Genomic DNA, 21,262 nt, shown 5'->3' on the forward strand with positions numbered 1-21,262 from the left:
CAGGTTGGATGCAATCTAATTCCGTGAGGTTACAAGGGTTGCGTATTCCCGCGTGGGCGCCACCTGCCGAAACCGCCTTCGGTATTGATGATTTGCCCGGTGATCCAGGAGGCTTCTTCGGTGGTTAGCCATGCGATGAGGCGGGCTGGATCATCGGGTTGACCATAACGCCCGAAAGGAAACATCGGTTTCACGTATTCGTACATTTCTTCGGTGAGGTATCCGGTGTCAACCGGGCCGGGGTTGACGGTATTTACCCGGATTCCAATGTCCGCGAGTTGATCCGCAATGGTCACCGTGACGCCGGCGATTGCCGCTTTCGCTGCTGCGTACGCCACTTCTCCTGGCATTGGCCCGAGGTCCTGGCCGGATGTGAGGAAAATTATGGAAGCTGGGTGGCCGTGCGTGTGCCGGACGGCGAACGCTTGCGCTAATAAGAGGGAGGCGCGGGCGTCGATACGCCAGTGACGATCAAGATCTTCGGCCGTAAGTTCGCCGAGCGCGCCATCCGAGCCGGAGAGTGCCTGGTTGCAAATAAGCGCGTCAAGGTGACCGAATTCCTGCGCGGCTGCGGCGACAAGATGTTCGGGGGCTGTGGGGTCGGCGAGGTCTGCGTGCATATCGGCGATGCGCGCGCCGTCGCTAAGGTGCAATCGAACACCTTGCATAACGACGCCGATGTCGTCGGCGCCCCACGGCTGTTCGGCGTCATGGGGAGCAAAGTGGTGGCAAAACACGTTTGCGCCATAGGCGGCGAGTCTGCAAGCGGTGGCGTACCCAATGCCCGCGCGGCGGCTTACACCGGTAATAAGAACATTCTTTCCACGCAGGGGAAAAGGGTCTCGGGTGAGCTGGGATTCCGGTTTGTTAGTCATGTGCCTAGTACATCAAATGAGGTGGGTGTGTGCTATTAGACGACCTTTCGAGCCGGTGAAAGTTGCCCGGCGACCATTGCCATAAGCGCAGCGGCAAACCCGATTAGTTGCACGATTGTGAGTGATTCACCTGCGATACTTGCTCCTAATAATGTTGCCGTGAGCGGGGAGAGCAGACCTAGTAATGCGGTCGGAGTGACAGGGAGCTTCCGGATTCCGGCGAACCACACCGTATAGGCAAGAAGAGCGCCAATAAGCCCCAGCCACGTATATCCCGCCAACGCACGCATATCAACATTGGGTGGCACGCCGTCGATAATTAGTGCAGGGATAAGGAGGAGTAAACCGCCAGCGGAAAGTTGCCAGCCCGCAAAGCCCATAGCGCTAATATGATCGGGCTTGCCCCAGCGTTTGGCGAGCACTACGCCGATGGCCATAGAGACCGCGCCGCCAAGTGCCGCGAGAACACCTAGTGAGCTGAGCGCTGCATTCGGGCCGAGCACCATAAGCCCCACGCCAATAACGCCAACAATACCCCACAGTATTCGCCACGCGGAGAAGCGTTCGTGCAAAATAACGATGGCAAGCAGGGCAATCACAATGGGTTGCACAGCACCAATAGTGGCTGCGACCCCGCCAGGAAGTTCTTGAGCACTAATAAAGAGCAGGGGAAAGAATGCGGCCATAGTAAGTGCACCTAATACGAAGCTTTTCCACCACCAGCTGCCACTTGGCAAAGTTCGAGTGAATGCCAGTGCGATTAGGCCCGGAGGAAGCGTGCGCATCAACGACGCAAACACCGGGTGGCCGTCTGGGAGCAAATGCGTGGTCACAATATAAGTAGTGCCCCAGACGATCGGTGCAATCGCGGTAAGTAGGATCCATCCTGCTCTGTTCATAGGTGGCAGCCTAACAGCGGGTGGGTTGTGTGCAATGGGTTACCTGAGGGTTGTCGTTTAATACACCATCTTGTGTGCAATTGGTGTAAAAAGCGTCACCAGACTGGCTTTGAAGCCGTAGTTTTGTCGCCAAATACACCAATTGTGCACAACTTGGTGTAAAAAACGACGGTGGTTATGGAATCAACAATAAATAATATTTGTTGCTTATATCTTATTGTGTTAACCCCCCATCCTCCAGGTATTTCGTGTGGTCCACGCATGCGCGCCGCAAAAAGTAATAAGTTACACACAACCGCCGAGCTGGGGGTTGTCGTTTAATACACCATCTTGCGTGCAATTGGTGTAAAAAGCGTCTGCGAGGCGGGTCTGGGGGGGTAGTTTTGTCGCCAAATACACCAATTGGGCACAACATGGTGTAAAAAAACGACGGTGGTTATAAGGTTGTAAACAAATACCTTCTCGTGTTTTGTGTAGCTTTACTTCTGGTCACTTCGCCGCAAGTTGTTTTGTTTCGGTGGGTCGTGTTGGTCAAGAGCTAAGGCGTTTTAAATAACAAAACATTTTTATAGGGTCGATACCTTTGGTGTCGGTAAGCGTTTTCCTGTGCTTGTAGGAAATGTGGTATCGCCGTTAGTGGGGCTAAAAACTTGTGAATCACCCACATTTTGGTGTGGTCTTGTGGCTGCTATGACTTTTTTCGGTGTTACCTGGTTTTCATTAGCCGGCAGGCTTGAGTTTGATGCGCTGTGCGCAGTGGAAACATTCGTATTGTGCGATGAGATGTGGTGAAGAAAACCCGAGAGCTCGGTGCACTTGGTGAAGGAGATTTTAAGCTATGCGCCTAGCGGGGTGGTGTCACTTCTGATACCGTCTGGGGGCGAGTCTGATAATAAAAATCAGATTTCGTGGGGGAAGGCTTACATAAGCCATGGGAAAACGGTTGAAATTTGTTGGAAACCTATTGTTAAGGAACACGTACTGTGAAGATTTTTTCTCGTGTCGTTGGTCTATATACAGTTTTTCTTTTGTCCACTTCTGTTATGGGCGCATCGCCCGCATTTGCAACCCCGGACGTAGTTACCAAAGATGGCGCTACCGTTGGGGGAAACTCCAGTGCCCAAGAGGTTGACACTATTGTTGATTTGAAAAAGATGAGCGGTGTCTCTGGCAGTGTCGAAACAAAGGGGCATATCCAGGCAGATGATCAAGCTGGTATGGCATTTTCAATAGAATCGAAACAGCCGGAAGGTGTTTTGGGGAATGTGGCTGTTCCACTCGCTGATGGGAAATGGGCAGTGCCTGAGAATTTACCCACCGGGCCGGATAAGCCGGTAGATAATGCTGCGGTAGATGATGCAATTGCTCGCGCCAGGACTTTTGTTGCTGCTGGTCGTGATCTTCGTTGGGATTCTCATGGATTAACTCCACTACACACCAGCGGGGTTGTCCATGAAAAGTCCAATAAGCCTTACCCGATTTACTGCTCGTCACTTGTTGGAATGGTGCTCAAAGGTTGGGATTATGAGCACACAACTTATGTAGCGGATGCAAATACAAGCGTCGGTACATCAGTTGACCTTGGGGAAGCGGCCAACATTACCGATGTACAAGATGATATGTGGCAGTCCAATAAACTTGCACGCTGGTTCTACACGCATGGCGATCTATGGCTCAATAATGGTGAGCAAAAGTATGAACGGGGCGATCTGTTGTTTTTGGCAAAGCAAAAGCCTGAAGGCAGCGATGCGAATACGGGTGAATACTTTGGAAATATCTACCATGTGGCAATGTATATTGGCGATAATAAGGTAATTCATTCGTATGCACCAGACACTGATGGTGGTGTGGTTGAACAAGAAATGGATGAATTCTTGCGTGAGGGCACTGCATTTGTTGCGCGCCCTGATTGGCAAAGGGCTGGTAGTGCGGGAAAGAGTGCGCCCGCAAAATCCGATACCAAAGAATCCCGGAATGACAATGGTAACGGCAATGCAGGGAAGGAAACCAAAGTAGAACCCCAACAAGAGGGTCAGCTTTCAAACTAAAATCAGCTCAATTTGTACCCACCCCGGCAAGATATTGGGGTGGGATTTGCTTTGCAAGGCTTCCCAGTCCTACAGTTAGTGTAAAATAAACACTAATAAGAGAAGGTGGGGCGCGATGGAAGCTATCTACGCGTTATTAAGTGTAGAAAATATCGCATTTGAGGTGCTGGGATACCAGATTAGCTGGCTCGAGCTCGTTGGCACGGTTTTTAATTTTGTTTGTGTAATCTTGGCGGCGCGAAGAAATATTTGGAATTGGCCGATTGGTTTAATTGGGGTCGTCCTGTTTGGAATATTGTTCTATCAAATCAATCTGTATGCAGATTTCCTTGAGCAGGTGTATTACCTGGTCACGGGTGTTGTGGGTTGGTATCTTTGGGCGCGGGTCGGGCGATCCAAGGGTAAACAAAATAAAGTTCAGATCACCACGAATACGTACACGGTAAATCTATTGTGGGTTTTTGGCATTGTAGCCGTGTCTATTGTTTTAGGCTGGGTAACGGCAAATTTGCATATCTGGGCAACCGCATTTTTCCCGGAGCCAGCGGATCTGCCCTATCTAGATGCGGCTACCACAACCATGGCTTTTGCCGCGCAATTCCTAATGATGCGTAGGAAACTAGAATGCTGGTACCTGTGGATTCTGGTGGACATTATTGCCATTGGTTTGTACTGGTACAAGGGTGTGCCGTTTGTTGCGCTGCTATATGTGTTGTTCCTCGTTAATGCATGCTATGGCTGGTGGTCTTGGCGTGCCAATACAAATAATTTTCCGAATCAAATTGCCAAGGAGCAGGTATGCGCGGCGTAGTTGCGGGTAAATTTTATCCACCCCATAAAGGCCATGATTTCCTTATCCGCGCGGCGCTTCAGCGGTGTGATCACGTTGATGTGTTGGTCGTCGATAATAAAAGCTATCAAATTCCCGCTGAGCGCCGCCGACGCTGGATACAAGCTGAGCACCCAGCTGCTCACGTACACATTATTTCGGATATTGGAAAAGATGATGATAGCGTCGCTTGGGCAGCACACACTATGCAGTTCTTGGGGTATGCGCCCGATATTGTGTTTAGCAGTGAAACCTATGGTCCGCACTGGGCAAAATACATGGGGGCGCAACACACCATGGTTGACTTCGAACGTGCTAGCGTACCGATAAGCGGCACAAAGGTACGTTCGGACGTATTTGCGCATTGGCAGTGGTTGGGGGAGCGTGCGCGGGCAGGGCTGGCGTCGCGTGTAGTTGTGGTTGGTGCGGAATCTACAGGCACCACCACCTTGGCCCGTGCGCTTGCCGGAGCTTTACGTGTGCCTTGGGTTCCGGAAATTGGGCGCTTTTATACGGAATCGATCATGACCGATGGCGGTGAGTGGAGCCATGAGGATTTTCACCGAATTGGAAGACTCCAGCAACACTATGAACAAGCCATCGCCGCACGCTCCAACGGTGTTATTGTCTGTGATACCAATGCTGTAGCCACGCAATTATGGCAGCGCCGTTATATGGGAGAAACAACAAACCGCATGAAAGAGATCGCTGCAGACGATATAGCGGATCTCTATATTATTACCGGCGATGAAATACCGTTTGTACAAGATGGTATCCGTGATGGCGAACATATACGCCATACAATGCACCAATGGTTTGTTGAGTACATCAGTACATGTGGTGTGCCATATGTAGTAGTTCGGGGTTCTGTACAGGAACGTTTAACGGTGGCAAAACGCAAAGCGGAAGAAATAATTAAGCAACGCCGAACGCTTGTTAATCCAGCTTGTTAATCCAATTCCCGAGCATTCACATAAACATCCAGGCGGATAATAGGCAGAAAATAAAGGAGCCATTTATAGTATATTGCATAAAAAATTTATTAATTTCTTGAAATAATCTGCAGTGCGGCTTTATCGTGTGAGGTGGCTATTTTGTCCACCACAGAATGAGGATTTCCATGTTCGGTAGGTCTGCTGCTTCGATTATTGGCACGATTGCGCTTTCGATTTTCGCCACTCCAATCGCTTCTGTTGTTCCAATGGCTTCCGCTGCGCCAGTCGCCTCCGCTGCTCCAGATTCATTGGCGCCAACGGTAGTGGTTCTAGATGCTTCTGGTTCAATGACAGAGGCTGATATTGGTGGTCAGACGCGTATGGATGCTGCGAAGCAAGCCACCAAGGACTTTCTTAATCAGACACCAGCTGATGCTCAACTTGGTTTGGTGACGTACGGCACGGGCACAGGGAGCTCGGAGGAAGAAAAAGAAGCTGGTTGTCGGGATATTAGTGTCTTGGCAAAACCAGGGGAGCGTCAGCCTAAGGATTTAACTGGTGATGTGGATGGTCTGCAGCCTCGTGGATATACGCCAATTGGGAATTCCCTGCTCAAGGCTAATGAGTTATTGCCTCAAGAGGGCGCCCGCTCGATTGTATTGGTGTCTGATGGCATAGATACGTGTGCGCCCCCTCCGGTGTGCGAGGTGGCTCAACAGCTCAAAGATCAGGGTACGGATTTAGTTGTGCACACAATCGGTTTTATGGTTGACGACGCCGCGCGCGCCGAGCTGGAGTGCGTGGCTCAGGCTACTGGTGGTACCTATGCAGACGCATCTAGTGCGGAATCTCTGGCGGCTACATTAAAGCAGGCTACAAAGCGGAAAGCTGTGGGCTATCAGCTTCCTAGTGAGCAAGTGAAGTTCAGTGCAAAAAAGGAAGATGCCCCCATGTTGGAGGCCGGGACTTTGAAGAATCCGAAGCGGGTGACGGCGAAAATCCCAACAACTAACGACCAGAAAACCTATGCTAAGGTGCAAATCCCTGAAGGTCATCGGCTTGCGGTCGGGTTAACGGGGGTTCCGCCGATTGGTACGCAACGTGTTGCTGAAGGTCGTTTCCAATACACACCGAACCTACAATCCCCTGAGGATCTGTCCTGTGAGGCTTCCCGTCTCCCGGCTGGGGACAGTGAAGGTGGTAGGCCTATGTCCGGTTCCTTGATTAGTGGAGTGCAGGGCAAGGACGATTTTTGTGACAGTGATTTCTACTACCTATATTTTGATCACATGTGGGAGACTCCGGAGGATGTGGATCTAACTTTGGCACTCGTTCCGGAGCCTACGGATCTTGGAGATGACTTTAATAAAAAGGTGCCCGAGCCCCGCGAAGCTGCTGATCTAGGCAAAGGTGAAGATTCTGGCCAGGTTACCGCCTACCAGGCATTAAGCCAGCCAGATCCGGATGCTCCTGAGGTCACCGGAACGGTTGAAGCTGAGATTATCGAGGGCGAAACCCAGTACTTCGCCACACCAGTGGAGTGGGGTCAAGCTTTAGATGCGACTATTGAGGTAATTGAGGATCCACGCGCAAATGAGGCTGGTAACTTTGAAAAAGCTGCGCGCCGCCTTGAAATGCATATTCAAAATCAGCTGGGCCAATTAGAAGAAACCGTATGGGAAGATTCGAACCTACTGATTGAGGAACTCGGCAAGAAACACACGGTGGGTACCAAATATCCAATTTCCTATGCGAATGCCAAAGAAGACGCCGCGTGGCTGGCTGGGAAGCATTTTGTACAGGTCAGTTTTATAAGTACTCACCGCGACGATGGTCCAACAAACGCCAATACCGAAATTGCGCCAATCAAATATCGCCTCACCATGAAGCCTTCGGGTAAAAAAGTCCAAGGCCCGAAGTTTAACCAAGCTGCTAGCACCAGCAAGACCGAGGCTACTTCTTCGAAAACATCCGAAGCACCTCAAGCTGAATCGGCAGGAACGAATCGTACCCTTGTGTATGCTCTTGCTGGCATGACCATTCTTGCAATACTTGTCGTCATCTTCGCCATTGTGGCAATGCTGCGTAAACGGTAGCGCAAAAGGTGGGACTCGCGGCGTCGATACGCTGCGTGTCTGACCTTGAGGGCGCAGACTTAGAGTTAGTGTATGACAAACGCTAACTATGGAAGGTCTGCGCGATATATGCGGTGCATACCCTGCTGAGCGTGGAGACGATAGCGTTTGAAGTGCTGGGTTCTCAGATTAGCTCGTTGGGACTGATCCGGACGGTTTTTAACTTAGTTTGCGTGGTCCTGGTGGCTCGAAGAAACATTTGGGACTGGCTATGGCTGAGAAGAAGCAGCTATGCGTGGCGGAAGCTGCAGCACGGAACATGATCCAATAAGCACGAGTGATTAGTGGAGTAATCGGTGGTGGCACTCTGGGGTGAATGTGTTGCAGAATCATTCCACTTCAAATAAACTAACTACATCCCAAGGCAGATAAATCACTTAAAGCAGATAAATCAGTTGCTTATCCGTGATGTTCAGGAGAAACTATGAGTGCTACGTTGAGTCGTAGTCGGTTGAATGATTCAAGCAAAAACGAACTGCGTGAAATCGCTGAGCAGAGTTCGAACCCCGAGGTCAAAGAGCTATTGCTTCAAATTTCCAGTGCGAAGTCCGAAGAGATTCTCACAATACGTGAACTCCCAAAAGATCTCACACCAAATGAAGCTGCTGGTCTACTCGGTGTGAGTCGTACTTTTATAAACAAACTACTTAGGGACTCCGAATTGCCGTTCTATATGGTTGGTAACCATAAACGCATTCCGTTTGATGCCTTTGAAGCTTTTGTGGAGCAACGTGAAAAAGCTCGGAAATCATTTGCTGAGTCTATTGTGAACGAGAGGGAGCTGCATGAAAAAGCAGTGCGGGAGCTTATGGATTTGATGTAGCTTTGAGCTTATGACAAATTTGCGCGCTCGTCCTACTCTGCGGGTTCTTGATGAGGATCTCAATGTGGATGGGCGTTTTAGTTCGTTAGTTGAACAATTACGATGTAACCCGTCCGCGTCCCAATCTATCTGCGATATCGATCATCCAATCATCAGAAAAGCTGGCCAGTGTTTTGGTGACGATCCTACTTGTGACATGAAAACTGGAATTGTTAAAGGCGCCACTCGTTACACCGTATACAAACTTCGTGAATCACAATGGCGTGGGGGCGTTTGGAAAGACGCAGAAGGGGTTAATTGGCTAATTATTGCGGGTTTGGCAAAAGGGGAGCACGAAGATTACAACGATATTTACAAAAAAATTGCGCGAGCTCACAAAAATGAGAAAACGGCGGACTTGCTTAAACCTCGAGACGAGGATTATGCGATTTTAAAAGCCGAAAACGTGGTTAGGCGTTTGCATAAATGGAAATTGACGGTCCAGGAGGCGACGAAAAACTGTGTTGAAGAGTCCATGAGCTGCAGTACCGCGTCCTTTGACATCGTGTTTCCTCCTGAATTGGCGACGACAAGGGTGGAGAGCGAAAGGATACTGAGTAAAGTAACCATTCAATTTGAGGCAGATGATTCGGGCATATTCGAGCTTGAGGTTCTTTTTGAGCCGAACTTGAAATGGAGGAATTCTGGTATCTTCGAGGTTTTGAAAATCCAGGTGCTGAATTCAATTTTGCCTCCACTCCACCGTTGGGACCTCATTAATGATTGTCGGTTTTTTACATTAGATGAGGAAAAAGTTTGGCAGGAACGCCTGCAGGCGCTGAAAACGGCGGTCGAAAAGAAGGTCCTGCAACCTACCGTTAAAGACCCTAATAGTCATTACTTGCACAAAGCAGATATTGTGGAATCATCTATTAATGGAACCGCCCAGCGGGCACTATGCGGAGTATATGTTGTTAGTACACGTAATGCTGACGCAATAGAACCGTGTCCCGAATGTCAAAGGATCTACAATCAGTTACCTGTTTAATTCGGTAACACGATGCGGGTTTTTACAACATTGAGGCATCATCGCCGGTTTAGAATGAAGAATGCCCAAGATTATTTCCCAGCTGTGCGTTGTAAGATTATTGAGTTCGATCCGTGGCATTCGAACATGTCGGTCTCGGAGTTCTGTCGAAAATTAAACATCTCGCGGCGTCGTTTTATACGATCCGTGCGAGGTACGCGGCAAATCTGAATGATGCATTGATGCCGCGGAGTAGTGTGCCAAAGAATCCGCATCGGATTTACGGTGAACAAACCGAAGGGGGCATCATCAGGCTACGTAAAGAGTTAATTACGTCAGGTCTTTATACCGGACCAGTCTGAATCCGGCTCGCAGGCATTGAGCGCGGGTTGTTCCCAGATGATAAAGTGCCCTCACCAGTAATGATAGGGAGTAACTTGAAAAGATTTGGGATGATAGGCAGGGGTAAACGCGCATAGTGAACCAGCGTAGAAATATTGTGGCGGCGGGGCGTCGTCACTCCGTAATGGTGACTTACGACGGCCGTGTTCTCGCGGCGGGCAGCAATGCGTCAGGGGAGTGCGAAACCGGCGCGTGGGAAGGTGTAGTCGCGTTGGCTGCCGGGAATGTGCATTCGGCTAGGAATACGGGTCGCTCCCATACTCTTGGACTGCGACAAGATGGCACAGTGTTGTCGACTGGGTGGAACACTGATGGACAATGCGATGTGCATGAATGGCGGGACATTGTGCGAATATCTGCTGCTTGGCGACGCTCTCTGGGACTATGCGTAGATGGAAGCGTCCTCGCCGCAGGGCGCGCCGCTGAAGGCGCATGTGAAGTTAAAGATTGGGCGAATATAGTTTCCATTTGTGGGGGTGATTGGCACACGGTGGGACTGTGTTACGACGGGTCAGTGCGCGCCGTCGGAAATAATCGATACCGGCAATGCGATGTCGGTGCCTGGCGAGACATTATCGAAGTATCTGCGGGTTATTTGCACACCGCTGGTTTGCAAGCAAATGGTCAAGTTATATTAGCTGGACAAATATTCGGATCTAAAGCTTGTATGGAATGGCATAACATTATCAGAATTGCTTCTGGTAGTGACCATATTGTTGGTTTAACCGCAAATGGGAACGTTGTAGCGGCAGGGAATAATTTGCACGGGCAATGTGATGTTGGTGATTGGGTTGACATTGTCGCCATCGCAGCTGGAGCTGAACATACGATAGGAGTTCACGCGAATGGGTCATTTGTTGCCGTCGGAAACAATTCGCACGGGCAATGTGACGTGCAGGAATGGTCGAGGAAATAACTGGCTGGTTGGGTAAGCATTGGGATTGGCATAAAACCGTTCCAGCTGCAATAGGAATGTGAACGGTGCTGAGCTTTCGGTATTGGGTGAGGTGGTGTCGCAAATTAGCTAGTGTTCATCCTTGTTTAATTTCCCAAGCGGCCACTGTTAAAAGATGTCTTTTTCAAAAGGGGGGCGAACCTACGTAAAAGAGATAGAAGCAGTGGGGCAGAACTCACAAAAGAAAACTTGATTGCATAGAGGGTGCAAACCTTACTGTTGGTGCAAAACTCGCTGAGTTTGGCTGCTGTGTTTGTACTGTACAGGCATTTGCCTCGGGGGTATTGAGTGTGGTTAGATATCCGAGTTGCCTGTAGTAGGTCGGTTCACCGTGCGTTTCCGAGCGTGATCCGAGACCCTCCGACACTCTATATATGTTTAGGCAAGTAGAGAGGTTCGGCGCCCACAATATGTAGGGGACTGCGTGGCAGTGTAAGACAAAGACCGCGCGTGTCAGGACGGAAATCTGGCTCGCATTATTCCAGGTCAGGAGACCCATAGTGATTCAGCAGGAATCGCGTCTGAAGGTCGCTGATAACACTGGTGCACGTGAAATTTTGTGCATTCGTGTTCTTGGTGGCTCTACTCGACGCTTTGCCGGCATTGGTGACGTTATTGTTGCCACTGTTAAGGAAGCAACTCCGGGCGGTAACGTAAAGGCTGGCGAGATTGTCAAGGCTGTTATCGTTCGCGCTAAGAAGGAAACTCGTCGTCCGGACGGTTCCTATATTGCTTTCGATGAAAATGCCGCTGTAATTATTAAGAACGATAATGAGCCACGTGGTACCCGTATTTTCGGCCCAGTTGCTCGTGAGCTTCGTGAAAAGAAGTTTATGAAGATCGTTTCGCTGGCTCCGGAGGTAATCTAAATGAAGATTCATAAGGGCGATATGGTTATCGTTATCTCTGGTCCAGACAAAGGTGCAAAGGGCAAGGTTATTGCCGCGTACCCTAAGAAGTCTAAGGTGCTGGTTGAGGGTGTAAATCGCATTAAGAAGCATGTTGCTAACTCCGCTCCTGAGCGTGGTGCTTCGTCTGGTGGGATTGTTACCCAGGAAGCTCCTATTCATGTTTCGAACGTCATGATCCTTGATTCGGACGGCAACCCAACCCGCGTTGGTTACCGTTTTGATGAAAATGGCAAGAAGGTTCGTATCTCCCGCCGGAACGGGAAGGACATCTAACATGAGCGAGAACTACACTCCGCGTTTAAAGACCCGCTACCGCGAGGAAATTCGCACTAAGCTGCAAGACGATTTTAAGTATGAAAACGTTATGCAGATCCCTGGTGTGACCAAGGTTGTTGTAAACATGGGCGTTGGCGCTGCTGCTCGGGACTCTAAGCTCATCAATGGTGCGCTTGAGGATCTAGCTGCAATTACTGGTCAGAAGCCTGAGTTGCGTCGTGCTAAGAAGTCCATCGCTAACTTTAAGTTGCGTGAAGGCATGCCGATTGGTGCTCGCGTGACTATGCGTGGTGACCGTATGTGGGAATTCCTTGACCGCCTGCTTACCGTTGCGCTCCCACGTATCCGTGACTTCCGCGGACTCTCCGATAAGCAGTTCGACGGCCACGGTAACTACACCTTCGGTTTGAACGAGCAAACTATGTTCTACGAAATTGATGTAGACAAGGTTGATCGTCCTCGTGGTATGGATATCACCATCGTGACCACCGCCACAAATGATGAAGAAGGCCGTGCGCTTCTCCGTGCATTGGGCTTCCCATTCAAGGGCCCGGACGGCAAGATGCAGGTCTAATCTGCTTTTCGACGCCCCGCCTCCCGCATGTGGAGTGCGGGGCGTTTTCGTATACTGGGGCTTTACAGTTATTTCAAGGAGAGCCATGTCGATTGTAATTTCACAAGCCACTGTGGAACCTATGAACATTGTTGCCCTTACTGGTGTTGTACCTACGTATGCCGAGGAATTCCACCTTTGGGAAAAAATGTTCCCATTGGTCTCTGAGATACCATTGGTCGGTCCATTTGCTAGTGGTGTGATTGAGCATGATGCGGAATTTGTAGCACGTAACCCTGAGATTTCCGTGTTCTTGCCTGTGGCAGAAGGTACTCAGGTTGATTCGCCTCTTGAGCTATACCATTTCCCGGCACGTGAATGCCTAGTTGCGGATATTCGTGGGCCCTATTCCCAAATTACGGCTGCCCATGAACAGCTTGGCGAATATCTCGCTGCGAATAATCTGTCACCTCGAACCGATGACACAATAGCGGCGAAATGTTTTACCTTGTATTGCAACACTCCTGATGAAGTAGATGAATCCGAATTATTAACACGTGTGTGCATACCACTGAGTTGATGCCAGGCGGTTGGTTTCGTGTCTGAGCCCGTGTTTTACTTTGATATTGATTGTGGTTTTTGTACCTGGGCTGCGGAAAAACTTAATGGAATCGCTGATATATCCATAGTCGGTGCACGTTCTACAGATTCTGATAAGCCGCCAATTGTTCAGCAAACTATTTCCTTTGCTGCGGTATTTATTCAGGGCAGTTCTGTCGCTTTCGGACACCGCGCCATCGGGGAGGCACTCCACCGGTACGGAAATAGGATTGTATGGCGGATTATTGGACGTTCCTTGTTATTGCCATGTCCGCTTTGGCCCCTGGGCTACCGCTTGGTCGCTCGGTATCGACATTGGTTGGGCCCATTGGTCGGTGCTCGAACTTGTGGTATTTGAACGTGACCTTGTGGGAACAAGAGTGCAGAATGGCTATGGTGCAAGCTAATGGTGCTACGGTCGTGAAAACCCTGCTTAATCGCTCTGAATCGTTAAATATGCAGGTCATTCGGTTTGACAGAGGTGTTTCGTATGCGTTGAATCGAAGGTCGTGTATACCTTTTTCCGTTCTTTTCACACTGTATGTTGTGTAGCGGTAGTTTCAATTTTCGCATTAGTGCTTGCGGGTTGTTCATCAACCGGTGGTGCACCACGCGCAACCAACGGTGGTTCTGATTCGGGTGCCGGGGGCGGGGGCGTCGATACGCCTCGGAAAGTAGTGGCGATGGTAAGCCACGGTGCTCCTGGTGATACTTTTTGGGATTTGGTGCGCAAGGGCGCTGAGGATGCTGCGCGCAAAAGTAATATCGAATTGCGCTATTCGTCGGATCCACAGGCGCCAAACCAAGCGAATCTCGTGCAATCGGCTATCGACGCCCAGGTTGATGGTATTGCTGTGACGCTACCGAATGCACAAGCTATTGGTCCGGTAGCGAAAAAAGCAGTGGATGCAGGAATTCCAGTCGTTGGATTAAATGCCGGGATGACGGAATATAAGACATATAATTTGCAGGGCTTTTTTGGCCAGGATGAGACTGTTGCTGGAGAAATGGCAGGTAAGCGCCTTGCCGAGGAAGGAGCCTCGAAAGTTCTCTGTATCATTCATGAGCAGGGAAATTCTTCCCAAGAGGCTCGTTGTGCGGGCATTAAGGAAGGCCTAGGTAAAGAGGTGGAAATCCTCTATGTCAATGGTCAGGATCTTACGAGTGTGCAGGCTACCGTTCAGGCAAAACTTGCTCAAGATTCCAATATTGACTGGATCATGGGTTTGGTAGCCCCAGTTGCGCTTACCAGTGTGAAAGCAGTTGAAGCAGTAGGAAAGGAAACAAAGATCGCAACATTCGATACTAATGGCGAACTCGTGGATGCTATCCGTTCAGGTTCGATCGAATGGGCGGTGGATCAACAGCCCTATGCACAGGGGTATCTAGCGGTCGATTCGTTATGGCTAGATATCCGAAATGGCTCCACTTTGGGCGGTGGTGAACCGGTGTATACCGGCCCTTCCTTTGTAGATAAAGAAAATGTGGACCAAATTGCCGAAGCCGCAAAGGCAGGGCTACGATGAGCGCTACAGGTGATACCCGGCTTCGGGAGCGAACATTGTTTGATCGCCTTATTCGCCGCCCTGAATTAGCCAGTTCGCTTGGTGCGATCGTTATTTTTGCCCTGTTTATGGTAGTCGCACCTGCTTTTCGCTCGTGGGAAGCTTTTGCAACAGTGCTATATGCATCCTCTACAATGGGCATTGTCGCACTCGCAGTAGGCATCCTTATGATCGGCTCTGAGTTCGACCTATCCTCAGGGGTTGCGGTCACTACGGCGGCGCTCGCCGCAACAATGCTGAACTATAATCTGCATCTTAATTCTTGGGTCGGGGCAGGAATTTCCTTATTTATGGCTTTGGCAATTGGGGCATTGAATGGTTGGCTGGTAACCCGCACTGGCATTCCATCATTTTTGATTACATTGAGTGCTTTCTTAATGCTTCAGGGCCTGAATCTGGCTATAACCAAATTGGTAACCCAGGCGGTGGCAACTCCTACGATCGCTGATATGGAAGGCTTCTATTCGGCGAATATGTTTTTTGCGTCAAACGTTAATGTATTTGGAGTTCAGGTTCGGATCACGGTTTTTTGGTGGCTATTCTTTGTAATTCTCGCATCGATTATGTTGCACCGAACTCGGTTTGGAAACTGGATTTTTGCTGTTGGGGGTGATGCCCAAGCTGCATATGCGGTGGGGGTTCCAGTGCAGCGTGTAAAAATTATTTTATTTATGTTTGTGGGTTTTGCTGCTTGGTTCGTTGGTATGCATACATTGTTTGCATTTGATTCGATCCAAGCCGGTCAGGGCGTAGGCAATGAATTTCTGTTTATTATCGCTGCAGTTATCGGTGGTTGCGCCCTCACGGGTGGCAAAGGCACGGCCATAGGTACGGCAATCGGTGCCTTGATTTTCGGTATGACGAATCAAGGCATTGTATATGCCGGTTGGAATCCCGACTGGTTTAAGTTCTTTTTGGGCGGCATGCTGCTATTTGCGGTACTAACCAATCTTTCTGTTTCCAAATATACCGAGGTGCGATAATGGCGCTTGTTTCTTTAGAGAATGTATCTAAGACCTATGGCGCGTTTGCAGCACTCACGGATGTGTCTTTGGAAGTCGATTCCGGCGAAGTCGTTTGCGTTTTAGGTGATAATGGCGCAGGTAAATCTACACTTATTAAGATTCTTGCGGGTTTGCATCAGCCAACATCAGGGACGATTTATATTGATTCCAAACCAGCGCAGTTGGCTTCTCCAGCGGACGCATTGGAAGCGGGCATTGCCACCGTATATCAAGATTTAGCAGTAGTTGGGCAAATGTCTGTATGGCGCAATTTCTTTCTCGGCCAAGAGCGGGTGGGTCGCTTCGGAATATTACGTAGGGCGGAAATGCGCCGAATTACTCAAGAACAATTGTCCTCAATGGGGATCGATATTCCGGATGTTGAGGTTCCAATTGCAAGTCTTTCTGGTGGACAGCGTCAGGTTGTTGCAATTGCGAGAGCGATTTTCTTTGGCGCGCGCGTGGTTATTTTGGATGAACCTACCGCCGCTTTGGGGGTAAAGCAATCGGGAATGGTTTTGCGCTTTATCGCGAAGGCAAGAGACCAGGGGACCGCCGTTATTTTGATTACCCATAATCCGCATCATGCGCATTTAGTTGGTGACCGATTTACCGTATTAAACCTTGGTAAACAGGTCTTATATGCTACGAAATCCGAAATTTCGGTGGATGAATTAGCTTTACAAATGGCGGGCGGCGGTGAGTTGGACACATTGCAACACGAACTTGGACGCAACAAGTAAATCAATACTAAAAACGCAAAGTTTATTAAGTTGTGATCAACAGACCAAGTATTGCGCTAGATAGTAACGGTTTTCTCTAATAGCATTCTTTTATATGACCTCATTATCTGCGCTTTTGGCCACTGACGCGATCGCTTTAGATGTTCAAGTTTCTCATTGGGAAGCGGCAATTCGTCTTGCCGGACAGCTTCTCGAATCTACAGGTGCAGTTGAACCTGAGTACACGGATGCCATGCTTGACGTCGTAAAAGACAATGGTCCATATATCGTTGTTGCTCCTGGTTTTGCCTTTGCCCATGCACGGCCTTCACGGGCAGTGCACAATACGGCAATGTCATGGGTGCGTCTGGCAGAACCGGTTGAATTTGGGCACCCAAAAAATGATCCAGTGACATTGGTAGTTGCTTTGGCGGCAAAAGATACGACCGAGCACACCAAAGCGATGGCTCAACTAGCGCGGTTACTGAGCAATAAGGAGATCCGAGCAAAGCTTGATCACGCCATGAGTGGTCAAGATTTATTGGAAGTTCTTGGTGGGGATCCACCTGCCCGAGTGCTTACAGAAGAGGAGCTCGCCCCAGTTCCAGAGATCGCTTCTCGTCACAAGATTCTTACGGTTTGCGGAAATGGGCTCGGAACTTCGTTGTTTTTAAAAAACACATTGGAGGATGTGCTGAGTAGGTGGGGTTGGGCACCCTATGTCACCGTGGAGGCTACGGATACGATTTCTGCCCGCGGAAAGGCGCAGGAGGCAGATCTTATTCTTACGTCCAATGAGATTGCCCGAACACTAGGTGATGTTGGAATCCCAATTCACAGCATTAATAACTTCACTGATCCTTTAGAGGTTGACGCGGCACTGCGTGATCTCTACGACGTCTAGGAGCATATCGTGGATGCGATTATCACTGTTTCCGAATTTTTAGTTAATGAGATTTTGGCGGTTCCCGCTTTTCTTATTGGCATTATTACGGCAGTTGGCTTGGCTGCTTTACGGAAACCTCGTGGTCAGATTATTGGCGGTGCGCTCAAGGCAACTCTTGGTTTTTTACTTATTGGTGCAGGAGCCACGTTGGTGGTCGCATCCTTAGAGCCGCTTGGGGTCATGATTCAAGGCGCCACTGGTGCCCAGGGTGTGGTGCCCACCAATGAGGCGATTGCTGGAATTGCGCAAGAAAAATATGGTGCGCAGGTCGCTTGGCTTATGATTTTGGGATTTGCGTTTAGCTTGCTGCTCGCACGTTTTACGCCATTGCGATATGTATTTTTAACTGGGCATCATGTGTTGTTTATGGCCACAATGCTCACCATTATTTTGGCTTCAGCTGGGTACAACGATTGGGTTGTTGTACTAGGTGGTGGCGTGTTGCTTGGTGTACTTATGGTCGCAATGCCTGCTTTGGCGCATCCGTGGACACGCAAGATCACTGGTGATGATTCGATTGCAATCGGTCATTTTGGCAGTGCTGGTTATATTGCTGCTGGTGCAGTGGGTTCTCTCGTTGGGGGTAAAGGGAAGCGGAAAAGCCGCTCTACCGAAGAATTAGTATTGCCTGAGGGTTTGCGATTCCTGCGGGATTCTATGGTGGCAACGGCCCTTTCAATGGCCTTGATGTATGTCATTTTAGCGGTGGCGTTTTTGCTTCGTGCCGGGAAGAAAGAAGCGTTTACAGCTTTTGAAGACGGTGCTTCCGGCATAGGCAACTACATTATGCAATCCATTACGCAGGGCCTTCAGTTTGGTGTTGCAGTTGCGGTGATCCTCTTTGGGGTGCGCACAATTTTGGGTGAATTAGTGCCAGCATTCCAAGGTATTGCCGCAAAGGTGGTGCCAGGTGCGATTCCAGCGTTGGATTGCCCGATTGTATTCCCATATGCACAAAATGCGGTGCTTATTGGGTTTGTTTCTTCGTTTATTGGTGGGCTTATTGGCCTTGCTGTGCTTTCGTCCGTATTAAATCCTGCATATGGAATAGCCCTTATTTTGCCCGGTTTGGTGCCACATTTCTTTACGGGTGGTGCCGCAGGTGTGTTCGGAAACGCCACCGGTGGACGGCGTGGTGCAATAGTCGGGGCATTTGTAAATGGTTTGCTGATTACCTTCCTCCCGGCATTCCTGCTTGGGGTCCTTGGCGATTTCGGTTCCGAAAACACCACATTCGGAGACGCCGATTTTGGTTGGTTTGGCATTCTCGTGGGTTCGGCTGCCCGTATGGGAGGTATTGGCGGCTTTATACTCATCGCACTGGTCGGCGTTGCTATTTTGGCGCTGGCTTGGGTCGTGCAACGCAAACTTGTTCAGGACCCACCGCAACGCTTATCGACGTCGCAAAGCTCCCGCACTCCGCAAACCCCTACGGCAACAGCGACTCACGCTAAGATTGCGCCACCGGCGGGTGCTCCAAAACCCCCTCCTGCACTGAAATTGGATTAGCCTGCACACAGAATTATCTTGTGCGCTCGCCAGTTCTGATGTAGGGTTGCACCTTGGACCTCTGAGTAGGTCCAAGTACTTATTAAACACCCTACTTTGTTGTAGGCCCCTCGCCCTACGGCGTCCATCTGTGAAAAGGCAGCGAGCTGTCAGTACTACTGAGTGCTGATGGCGACGAGTGGCCAGTGATAGGTGATAACGCCGGGTGGGGAAGGAACCGCAACGAGAAAGGCAGCAAGGTCACCATATGACCATCACTGATCCAATTGCTGACATGCTTTCACGTGTGCGCAACGCAAACAATGCGTATCACGATAGTGTGTCCATGCCCTCCTCAAAGCTCAAGGCAAATATTGCCGAAATCTTAAAGCAAGAGGGCTACATCGCTGACTACAGTGTTGAGGATGCCAAAGTTGGCAAAACCCTCAATATCACCCTGAAGTACGGCCCGACCCGTGAGCGCTCCATTGCTGGTGTTCGCCGCGTGTCCAAGCCAGGTCTGCGTGTGTATGCAAAGTCCACCAACCTGCCGAAGGTCCTTGGCGGCCTGGGCGTGGCGATTATCTCCACTTCCCAGGGCTTGCTGACTGATCGCCAGGCCAACGAGAAGCGCGTGGGCGGAGAAGTCCTCGCCTACGTCTGGTAAGGGAGGATTGACTACACATGTCGCGTATCGGTAAAAACCCGGTTGTTATTCCTGCTGGTGTTGAAGCAAAAATTAATGGCCAACTCGTTGACGTTAAGGGCCCAAAGGGTGCCTTGTCCTTCGAGGTTCCAGCCCCAATTTCTGTAAAACAAGAAGGTAGCGAAATTGTCGTTACCCGCCCAGATGACAACCGCAAGAGCCGCGCTCTTCACGGTCTGTCCCGCTCACTGATCAATAACATGGTCGTTGGCGTGACCGAAGGCTACACCATCAAGATGGAAATCTTTGGTGTTGGTTACCGTGTACAGGCTAAAGGAAAGAACCTTGAGTTCTCCCTTGGCTACAGCCACCCCGTATTGATTGAGGCTCCGGAAGGCGTCACCTTCGCGGTTGACGGCAACACCAAGTTCTCCATCTCGGGTATCGACAAGCAGAAGGTCGGCCAGATCGCCGCTATCATTCGTCGTCTGCGGAAAGACGATCCCTATAAGGGTAAGGGCATCCGCTACGAGGGTGAGCAGATCCGCCGCAAGGTCGGAAAGACGGGTAAGTAATGAGCAACACTGCAGAGAACAAGCGTCTCCCTATCGGCAAGGACATTTCCACCCGTCGTCGTGTGGCACGTGCCCGCCGTCACCTCCGTATTCGCAAGAACCTGCGTGGTACCGCCGAGGCACCTCGTCTCGTTGTGCACCGCACTTCCCGCCATATGCACGTTCAGGTTATCGACGACCTCGCTGGCCACACCCTGGCAGCAGCTTCCACCATGGAAGCCGACGTCCGTGCAATGGAAGGCGATAAAAAAGCTCGCGCCGCTAAAGTTGGACAGCTCATTGCAGAGCGTGCCAAAGCAGCCGGCATTGAAACCATCGTCTTTGACCGTGCAGGGTACAAGTACCACGGCCGCGTCGCTGCACTTGCCGATGCTGCACGTGAAGGTGGTCTGAAGTTCTAATGGCCGCCAACATTAAAAACTACGGAAGGAACGCGTAATGCCGGGACGTGAACGGCGTGACGGCGGACGCTCCGCCGACAACAACAATGAAAACCGCAACGAGCGTCGCAGCCGCAACCGCGACGAGCGTCGTAACCAACAACAAGACGAGCGCTCGCAATACATCGAGCGTGTGGTCACGATCAACCGTGTATCCAAGGTTGTAAAAGGTGGCCGTCGCTTTAGCTTCACCGCACTCGTAATCGTCGGTGATGGCCAAGGCATGGTTGGCGTTGGCTACGGAAAAGCAAAAGAAGTACCAGCAGCAATCCAAAAAGGCGCTGAAGAAGCTCGCAAAAACTTCTTCCGTGTCCCAATGGTCGCAGGCACTATTACCCACCCAGTTCAGGGTGAAGCAGCAGCTGGCATCGTAATGATGCGCCCTGCAGCCCCAGGTACAGGTGTTATTGCCGGTGGTGCAGCTCGCCCAGTACTTGAATGTGCTGGTGTCCAAGATATCCTGTGCAAGTCTCTCGGCTCCGACAATGCCATTAACGTTGTCCACGCAACCGTGGACGGCCTGAAGCAACTGGTTCGTCCAGAAGAGGTCGCAGCCCGCCGCGGCAAGACTCTTGAAGAGGTTGCACCGGCACGTATGCTGCGCGCACGCGCAGGTCAGGAGGCTTAAA

24 protein-coding genes are annotated in these 21,262 nt (G+C 50.2%); 22 read left to right on the forward strand and 2 right to left on the reverse strand.

The annotated features are described in order from the left end of the window. Positions 1-29: 29 nt before the first annotated feature. Positions 30-875: an SDR family oxidoreductase gene (locus CFREI_RS01705; RefSeq protein ID WP_027012677.1), complete on the reverse strand. Its 846-nt coding sequence runs from the start codon at positions 873-875 to the stop codon at positions 30-32. 35 nt (positions 876-910) lie between these two features. Further along, positions 911-1,774, reverse strand: coding sequence for an EamA family transporter (locus CFREI_RS01710; protein ID WP_035112024.1), 864 nt, complete (start codon positions 1,772-1,774; stop codon positions 911-913). Between the two features lie 1,028 nt (positions 1,775-2,802). Here CFREI_RS01710 and CFREI_RS01715 point away from each other — a divergent pair. From CFREI_RS01715 to rpsE, 22 genes are all read left to right on the forward strand, one after another. Further along, positions 2,803-3,822 carry an NlpC/P60 family protein gene (locus CFREI_RS01715; RefSeq protein ID WP_156907750.1) on the forward strand — a complete coding sequence of 340 codons (1,020 nt, stop codon included), beginning with the start codon at positions 2,803-2,805 and terminating at the stop codon, positions 3,820-3,822. Positions 3,823-3,937: 115 nt separating this feature from the next. After that, entirely contained in the window at positions 3,938-4,633 is a 696-nt protein-coding gene (gene pnuC, locus CFREI_RS01720) for a nicotinamide riboside transporter PnuC (protein WP_035112028.1), read from the forward strand. Beyond that, complete coding sequence (locus tag CFREI_RS01725) at positions 4,621-5,604, forward strand: AAA family ATPase (protein WP_027012679.1); 984 nt, start codon at positions 4,621-4,623, stop codon at positions 5,602-5,604. The genes pnuC and CFREI_RS01725 overlap by 13 nt, the downstream gene beginning before the upstream one ends. Before the next feature lie 167 nt (positions 5,605-5,771). Further along, positions 5,772-7,682 (forward strand): vWA domain-containing protein, encoded by a 1,911-nt coding sequence (locus CFREI_RS01730; protein WP_027012680.1) that lies wholly within the window; start codon positions 5,772-5,774, stop codon positions 7,680-7,682. A gap of 463 nt (positions 7,683-8,145) precedes the next feature. Next, positions 8,146-8,544, forward strand: coding sequence for a helix-turn-helix domain-containing protein (locus CFREI_RS01735; protein ID WP_027012681.1), 399 nt, complete (start codon positions 8,146-8,148; stop codon positions 8,542-8,544). A 10-nt stretch (positions 8,545-8,554) separates the two neighbouring features. Next, a complete protein-coding gene (locus CFREI_RS01740) occupies positions 8,555-9,571 on the forward strand; it encodes a DUF3039 domain-containing protein (RefSeq protein WP_051255931.1) in 1,017 nt (338 codons plus the stop codon). 113 nt (positions 9,572-9,684) lie between these two features. Further along, positions 9,685-9,912, forward strand: coding sequence for a hypothetical protein (locus CFREI_RS01745; protein ID WP_156907751.1), 228 nt, complete (start codon positions 9,685-9,687; stop codon positions 9,910-9,912). A gap of 116 nt (positions 9,913-10,028) precedes the next feature. After that, positions 10,029-10,868, forward strand: a complete 840-nt coding sequence (locus tag CFREI_RS01750; protein WP_027012683.1) for an RCC1 domain-containing protein — start codon at positions 10,029-10,031, stop codon at positions 10,866-10,868. A gap of 539 nt (positions 10,869-11,407) precedes the next feature. After that, positions 11,408-11,776, forward strand: a complete 369-nt coding sequence (gene rplN, locus CFREI_RS01755; protein WP_027012684.1) for a 50S ribosomal protein L14 — start codon at positions 11,408-11,410, stop codon at positions 11,774-11,776. Next, the gene (rplX, locus tag CFREI_RS01760; protein ID WP_027012685.1) at positions 11,777-12,091 is read left to right on the forward strand and encodes a 50S ribosomal protein L24; all 315 of its coding nucleotides are present in this window, start codon (positions 11,777-11,779) and stop codon (positions 12,089-12,091) included. Position 12,092: 1 nt separating this feature from the next. Further along, positions 12,093-12,668: a 50S ribosomal protein L5 gene (rplE, locus tag CFREI_RS01765; RefSeq protein ID WP_027012686.1), complete on the forward strand. Its 576-nt coding sequence runs from the start codon at positions 12,093-12,095 to the stop codon at positions 12,666-12,668. An 85-nt stretch (positions 12,669-12,753) separates the two neighbouring features. After that, positions 12,754-13,227, forward strand: a complete 474-nt coding sequence (locus CFREI_RS01770; protein ID WP_051255932.1) for a GyrI-like domain-containing protein — start codon at positions 12,754-12,756, stop codon at positions 13,225-13,227. Between the two features lie 18 nt (positions 13,228-13,245). Continuing rightward, entirely contained in the window at positions 13,246-13,605 is a 360-nt protein-coding gene (locus CFREI_RS01775; RefSeq protein ID WP_051255933.1) for a DCC1-like thiol-disulfide oxidoreductase family protein, read from the forward strand. Positions 13,606-13,756: 151 nt separating this feature from the next. Continuing rightward, the gene (locus CFREI_RS01780; RefSeq protein WP_051255934.1) at positions 13,757-14,773 is read left to right on the forward strand and encodes a substrate-binding domain-containing protein; all 1,017 of its coding nucleotides are present in this window, start codon (positions 13,757-13,759) and stop codon (positions 14,771-14,773) included. After that, positions 14,770-15,795 carry an ABC transporter permease gene (locus CFREI_RS01785; RefSeq protein ID WP_027012688.1) on the forward strand — a complete coding sequence of 342 codons (1,026 nt, stop codon included), beginning with the start codon at positions 14,770-14,772 and terminating at the stop codon, positions 15,793-15,795. The genes CFREI_RS01780 and CFREI_RS01785 overlap by 4 nt, the downstream gene beginning before the upstream one ends. Then, the gene (locus CFREI_RS01790; protein WP_027012689.1) at positions 15,792-16,559 is read left to right on the forward strand and encodes an ATP-binding cassette domain-containing protein; all 768 of its coding nucleotides are present in this window, start codon (positions 15,792-15,794) and stop codon (positions 16,557-16,559) included. Before CFREI_RS01785 ends, CFREI_RS01790 begins: the two co-directional genes overlap by 4 nt. 94 nt (positions 16,560-16,653) lie before the next feature. After that, a complete protein-coding gene (locus tag CFREI_RS01795; protein WP_027012690.1) occupies positions 16,654-17,442 on the forward strand; it encodes a PTS sugar transporter subunit IIAB in 789 nt (262 codons plus the stop codon). A gap of 9 nt (positions 17,443-17,451) precedes the next feature. Continuing rightward, positions 17,452-18,993, forward strand: coding sequence for a PTS ascorbate transporter subunit IIC (ulaA, locus tag CFREI_RS01800; protein ID WP_027012691.1), 1,542 nt, complete (start codon positions 17,452-17,454; stop codon positions 18,991-18,993). 247 nt (positions 18,994-19,240) lie between these two features. Beyond that, positions 19,241-19,639: a 30S ribosomal protein S8 gene (gene rpsH / locus CFREI_RS01805; protein WP_027012692.1), complete on the forward strand. Its 399-nt coding sequence runs from the start codon at positions 19,241-19,243 to the stop codon at positions 19,637-19,639. Between the two features lie 17 nt (positions 19,640-19,656). Beyond that, on the forward strand, positions 19,657-20,193 hold the full coding sequence (rplF, locus tag CFREI_RS01810) for a 50S ribosomal protein L6 (protein WP_027012693.1): 537 nt from the start codon (positions 19,657-19,659) through the stop codon (positions 20,191-20,193). Then, positions 20,193-20,594, forward strand: coding sequence for a 50S ribosomal protein L18 (gene rplR / locus CFREI_RS01815; protein WP_027012694.1), 402 nt, complete (start codon positions 20,193-20,195; stop codon positions 20,592-20,594). The genes rplF and rplR overlap by 1 nt, the downstream gene beginning before the upstream one ends. Before the next feature lie 37 nt (positions 20,595-20,631). Next, the gene (gene rpsE, locus CFREI_RS01820) at positions 20,632-21,261 is read left to right on the forward strand and encodes a 30S ribosomal protein S5 (protein WP_027012695.1); all 630 of its coding nucleotides are present in this window, start codon (positions 20,632-20,634) and stop codon (positions 21,259-21,261) included. The last annotated feature ends 1 nt before the right edge of the window (position 21,262 follow it).

Source organism: Corynebacterium freiburgense, from assembly GCF_030408815.1.
Lineage (GTDB): Bacteria > Actinomycetota > Actinomycetes > Mycobacteriales > Mycobacteriaceae > Corynebacterium > Corynebacterium freiburgense.

Bases quoted from the DNA above. Each gene is read 5' to 3' on its own strand.
- CFREI_RS01705 (WP_027012677.1), bottom strand. From the start codon at position 875: ATGACTAACAAACCGGAATCCCAGCTCACCCGAGACCCTTTTCCCCTG.
- CFREI_RS01710 (WP_035112024.1), bottom strand. From the start codon at position 1,774: ATGAACAGAGCAGGATGGATCCTACTTACCGCGATTGCACCGATCGTC.
- pnuC (WP_035112028.1), top strand. From the start codon at position 3,938: ATGGAAGCTATCTACGCGTTATTAAGTGTAGAAAATATCGCATTTGAG.
- CFREI_RS01725 (WP_027012679.1), top strand. From the start codon at position 4,621: ATGCGCGGCGTAGTTGCGGGTAAATTTTATCCACCCCATAAAGGCCAT.
- CFREI_RS01730 (WP_027012680.1), top strand. From the start codon at position 5,772: ATGTTCGGTAGGTCTGCTGCTTCGATTATTGGCACGATTGCGCTTTCG.
- CFREI_RS01735 (WP_027012681.1), top strand. From the start codon at position 8,146: ATGAGTGCTACGTTGAGTCGTAGTCGGTTGAATGATTCAAGCAAAAAC.
- CFREI_RS01740 (WP_051255931.1), top strand. From the start codon at position 8,555: ATGACAAATTTGCGCGCTCGTCCTACTCTGCGGGTTCTTGATGAGGAT.
- rplX (WP_027012685.1), top strand. From the start codon at position 11,777: ATGAAGATTCATAAGGGCGATATGGTTATCGTTATCTCTGGTCCAGAC.
- rplE (WP_027012686.1), top strand. From the start codon at position 12,093: ATGAGCGAGAACTACACTCCGCGTTTAAAGACCCGCTACCGCGAGGAA.
- CFREI_RS01770 (WP_051255932.1), top strand. From the start codon at position 12,754: ATGTCGATTGTAATTTCACAAGCCACTGTGGAACCTATGAACATTGTT.
- CFREI_RS01785 (WP_027012688.1), top strand. From the start codon at position 14,770: ATGAGCGCTACAGGTGATACCCGGCTTCGGGAGCGAACATTGTTTGAT.
- CFREI_RS01795 (WP_027012690.1), top strand. From the start codon at position 16,654: ATGACCTCATTATCTGCGCTTTTGGCCACTGACGCGATCGCTTTAGAT.
- rpsH (WP_027012692.1), top strand. From the start codon at position 19,241: ATGACCATCACTGATCCAATTGCTGACATGCTTTCACGTGTGCGCAAC.
- rplF (WP_027012693.1), top strand. From the start codon at position 19,657: ATGTCGCGTATCGGTAAAAACCCGGTTGTTATTCCTGCTGGTGTTGAA.
- rplR (WP_027012694.1), top strand. From the start codon at position 20,193: ATGAGCAACACTGCAGAGAACAAGCGTCTCCCTATCGGCAAGGACATT.
- rpsE (WP_027012695.1), top strand. From the start codon at position 20,632: ATGCCGGGACGTGAACGGCGTGACGGCGGACGCTCCGCCGACAACAAC.